The 4164-nt window shown below is 58.5% G+C and carries 4 protein-coding genes; 2 read left to right on the forward strand and 2 right to left on the reverse strand.

Going from position 1 to position 4164, the window contains the following annotated elements; all coding sequences use genetic code 11:
* Nucleotides 1-986, reverse strand: a 986-nt coding sequence (locus SGJ19_08400; GenBank protein MDZ4780257.1) for a hypothetical protein, incomplete at its 3' end; no start/stop codon positions are given.
* 24 nt (nt 987-1010) lie between these two features.
* Here SGJ19_08400 and SGJ19_08405 point away from each other — a divergent pair.
* Both SGJ19_08405 and SGJ19_08410 read left to right on the forward strand, forming a co-directional pair.
* Nucleotides 1011-1595, forward strand: coding sequence for a TIGR00730 family Rossman fold protein (locus SGJ19_08405; protein MDZ4780258.1), 585 nt, complete (start codon nt 1011-1013; stop codon nt 1593-1595).
* Between the two features lie 882 nt (nt 1596-2477).
* Nucleotides 2478-3842 carry a DUF4041 domain-containing protein gene (locus SGJ19_08410; GenBank protein ID MDZ4780259.1) on the forward strand — a complete coding sequence of 455 codons (1365 nt, stop codon included), beginning with the start codon at nt 2478-2480 and terminating at the stop codon, nt 3840-3842.
* A gap of 66 nt (nt 3843-3908) precedes the next feature.
* Here SGJ19_08410 and SGJ19_08415 read toward each other — a convergent pair.
* On the reverse strand, nt 3909-4164 hold a 256-nt coding region (locus SGJ19_08415; GenBank protein ID MDZ4780260.1), incomplete at its 5' end, for a hypothetical protein.

The raw sequence follows: 4164 nt of genomic DNA on the forward strand, positions 1-4164 counted from the left end.
CCCCAGTTCACCGGCGGCGTCTGGTACCCCTCGATATCGAGCATGCCCCAGGAGGCGTATTCGGCCACGGCGGCGGTGCAATTGTTGACGGGCTTATCGAAGTCGAAATGGTCGTCTTCGTTGAAAAGAATCGGCTTAGGCTTGTAGCCGGGTTGCTTGCGAACGGCGCGCACCATTTCGCCGATGCGCGCCGGATCCTTCACGCCATTCCCGTGGAGCAGGACGAAATCGGAGATCTGGGTGACCTCCGGCGGCGGTAGCGTGTTGCCGTTGAAACTGGTGCCGACCAGCAGACGGCGCTGTCGAAATGTTATCGCCTGCGCATCGCGGATGAGCAGCGGAATCAGGTCCGGACGTAGCACGTCGTGATCGTACTTGCGATTATTGCTCTCGTTCGCCACTTCGATTGTCACGTTGCGATACTCACGCGAGAGAACGAATTCCACGGTGTTTTTGAGCGCGCGGCGAATGGCTTTATCGTCTTCGAGGACCTGATCCTGGCCGAAGTAGAAAACGCCCAGCATCGGCGACATGCCGAGGTCGTCGGCACGATCCAGGATCAGGCGCAAGCGGTTGAGAAATGCGGGGATGATCTCGCCGCGGGGCGTAAACGCGCCGGTCACCCAGGGCTGTTGCCCCGCGTAGCCGCGCGGATTTCCGCCCTGCATGTTGAGGGTGAAACTCAGCACGCCGTGCTTGCGCCATGCGGGCATGGCGGCTAGGAATTCGCGCGTGTTGCGAGCCGGGTCCCACTGTTTCGTATCCGCGTAATTCCAGTTCGACCTCGTCCCGGAATTCTGGTCGTCAAAAAATCCCAGCACCATTCGCGTGTTCATCAACAGGCCCTCAATCTTGTGGCCGCGCCATTGGCGGCCAGGATAGGTGAGCTTGTTGCCGATCAGGAATCGCTCGCCGTCGATGGCCAATTCAGTTTTGCGGGGGCCGGTCTGCAAGGCGGCGGCGAGGAATGAGCGGCGGAGCATCATGGTGTCCAGGATACACTGCGAATCATGGTTGAGAGTATCTGTGTTTATTGCGGTTCCAATCCCGGTTTCGATCCGGCGTTCCGCGCGGCGGCGGTTTCGTTGGGGACGGAGATCGGCCGCCGCGGGCTGCGTCTGGTTTATGGCGGGAGCCACCTGGGGATGATGGGCGTCCTGGCCGACGCGGTGCTGGCTTCGGGCGGACAAGTGACGGGCGTTATGCCGGCGTTGTTGGTGGAGAAGGAGGCGGCACACCGGGGGCTGAGCGAACTGCGCACCGTGGATGCCATGCATGAACGCAAGATGCAAATGGCGGACCTGGCCGGCGGATTCGTCTCGCTGCCGGGCGGCTACGGGACGTTGGACGAGACGTTTGAAATCGCCACGTGGGCGCAACTCGGTCTTCATGCGAAGCCGGTGGTGTTGTGGAATGTGAGCGGATTCTATGACCCGCTATTCACGTTCCTGGACGGCATCGTGACCGCTGGATTGTTGCGGCCGCAACACCGGGCGCTGCTGCGCGAGGCGCGCACGTTGGAAGAGGTGTTCGCGCGGCTGGCTGAACCGGTGGAATCCGGCGGCGGGAAGTGGCTGCCGGGGGATCTGCGTTAACGCGCCGCGTGCTCACACGGTGGAGCCGGGACGGCGACTTGCGGCATTGGCGCCACTTCGACCGCTGGAATTCGCTGGACGGTGAACTCCTTGCCGTTTTCGATTGGCATCGCCCGCAGGGCGACAGGCGACAGCCCGGCGGGGGCGGGGCCACTCGCACCGATAGGCGTTAAGGTAAGCCGTCGTGCTACCTGTCCTTGTTTCGGGGAGCAGCACTTCTCCGGTTTGGCGACTTTACGTCCGACTGAGGCAACTTCCCAAAAGGGGACTTCCGGCTCCAACTTCCGAATGGCGCGTGATCCGTCCGTAATTCTCAACGCGGCCGACCAGATGAGGTCGTCGCCATGCACCCGACCGTGTAGGACTGGCAACAGGGATTAGGAAACTGCCTCGGGCCACGCCTTGCACTCTTCCCGTTCGCGACCATCACGAGGGCTCAATTCGCGAGTGCACATGCACCGGTTTACATTGTGCGGCGGGCTTCTTGCGTGTGATACACCACTGGGTTCATCGTTCTTGAGTGAAACGGGGAATGTCATGAGCAACTCCATGGCCAGCGTGGCGCTCACGACTGGGGTTGTTCTGTTCCCTGGCCAGCCGACGCCGAGGATCTATAACCGCGTTGCGGAAGCTTAGTGCAGCCGGACCACGGTTGAAAAAAACAGGAGGACAAGTTTCGGGATATGGTAGAATCGTTTAGAAACAACTTGGTTGCCGCGCCGGGCCGCCGGCATCCCCGTCTTAGGCCGACCAGGGTAAGTATTATCCAGGTCAGCCTAAACAAGAATTTAGACATCAGAATCGAGCCGATTGCCTACCATCCGACCATGACTGCGATACGCGCGTGCTGGAACTATCCAAGCAACAACGAGGAGGAAGGTGGTGGCGCTTAGTGACTATCTGAACGGCCCGAAGTACCGGCGGCAACTGCAGGATTCGGAGAAGCAGGTAGCGGAACTGCAAGGGCGTTACGCTGAAATGCAAGCCCTTGTAAAGAAGTATGACGCCATGGAGGCGCTTGAAGTTCAGAAGTTGATCGAGCGGGAGCACGCCAAGCTTGAGGCGGTCCGCGCGACGATCCAGCGTGCAGAGCAAGACTTAGCAGCTATGACGCAACAGAGTTCCGAGCTAAAGGGGCAGATTTTGGTTTTTGAAGAAGCCCTGCTTCTTGAGAGTTTTGCACTGTATGTACCGAAATTCAAACTCAACGCGAGTCACGAATACAAGACTCGGCTCGATGGAGTGCGTGATCGCCAGAAGGCAATGATAAAGAGCGGAGAAGCCGCCACCGGAAACATGGATTGGCAGGTCAACGGAAGCAAGGCGGAAGGACGCAAGTTAGTCAATGACATGCTGAAATTGGTCATTCGCTCGTTCAACAACGAGTGCGACTACTGCGTCGATAATGTAAAGTTCGACAATATCGAATTAGGCGAGAAGCGCATCCGCCAGTCCTTCGACGCATGTAATCGTCTAGGTCGGGTCATGACAGTGCAGTTGTCGGAGCGCTATTTAGACCTTAAGCTCGACGAACTTCACCTCGCGCACGAGTTTCAAGTAAAAAAGCAGGAGGAGAAGGAACACGCCAAGAGTGTACGCGAAGAGTTGCGAGAGCAACAGAAGCTTGAGCAGGAGATACGTGCCGCGCGGGAGAAAATCGCCAAAGAGCGCAAGCATTTTACGGCAGCCTTAAGAGACCTGAATGCGCGGCTGGAGAAAGCGGCGACCGAGGAGGAGCGCGCACTGCTTTCGATTAATATTGCCAAGGTTGCAGCGAGCACGGCAAGTCTGGATAACGAAGAGAAGGTAATTGACTATCGCGAGCAGAATGCCAAGGCCGGCTACGTTTACGTAATCTCTAACGTGGGCGCTTTTGGTGAGGGCGTCTACAAGATCGGCATGACTCGCCGTCTCGATCCGATGGAACGCATCGATGAGCTTGGCGACGCGTCGGTTCCTTTCTGGTTCGATGTTCATGCGATGGTCTTTTCAGACAATGCTCCCTCACTGGAAGCCAAGCTGCACTTGCGTTTTGCCGCCGGTCGTTTGAACAAAGTCAATGGGCGGAAGGAGTTTTTCCGCGCCGATATTGCCGACATTGAATCCATAATTCGGGCGAACTATGACGCCGCGGCAGAAGTTACTCATGAAGCAGCAGCTGAGCAATATCGGGAAAGCCTGCGTATGGCGCTGCCGAAGCCGGAAATTCAACAATCGGAACGCGCCGCGGCATCCACTGATGTCTAACCTCTCTCTCGAGCCGACGCGCTACGGCGAGCAGCGCTTACCTTCGCGTGCGGCTCAGCTCGAATGTTAGGCCGCAATTCGCAACTCTTCGAATCGACATCCCCTTCCATGCGAAAAAGCGGCGAGCCCGGCGTGGAGATTCTGTCCGTTTAGTCGGCAATCCGGAAGTTGGCCCGAAACGGCGTTCGAGGGAGTCTTGCCCAGCAACTTGTAGACAGGCCCGGCCCCGGCGCCCGCCAGAAACATGCCCTTCTCGTCCACCCAGCCGTCTCCTTGGGTGGCTCCGGCGCTAATGAAAACGGGCCTCGGGGCGCATAGCGCC

The sequence above is a fragment of the Planctomycetia bacterium genome (assembly GCA_034440135.1).
Taxonomy (GTDB): Bacteria; Planctomycetota; Planctomycetia; order Pirellulales; family JALHLM01; genus JALHLM01.

What these genes read in the sequence shown, in the direction of transcription:
- SGJ19_08405 (MDZ4780258.1), top strand. Translation starts at nt 1,011, where the DNA reads ATGGTTGAGAGTATCTGTGTTTATTGCGGTTCCAATCCCGGTTTCGAT.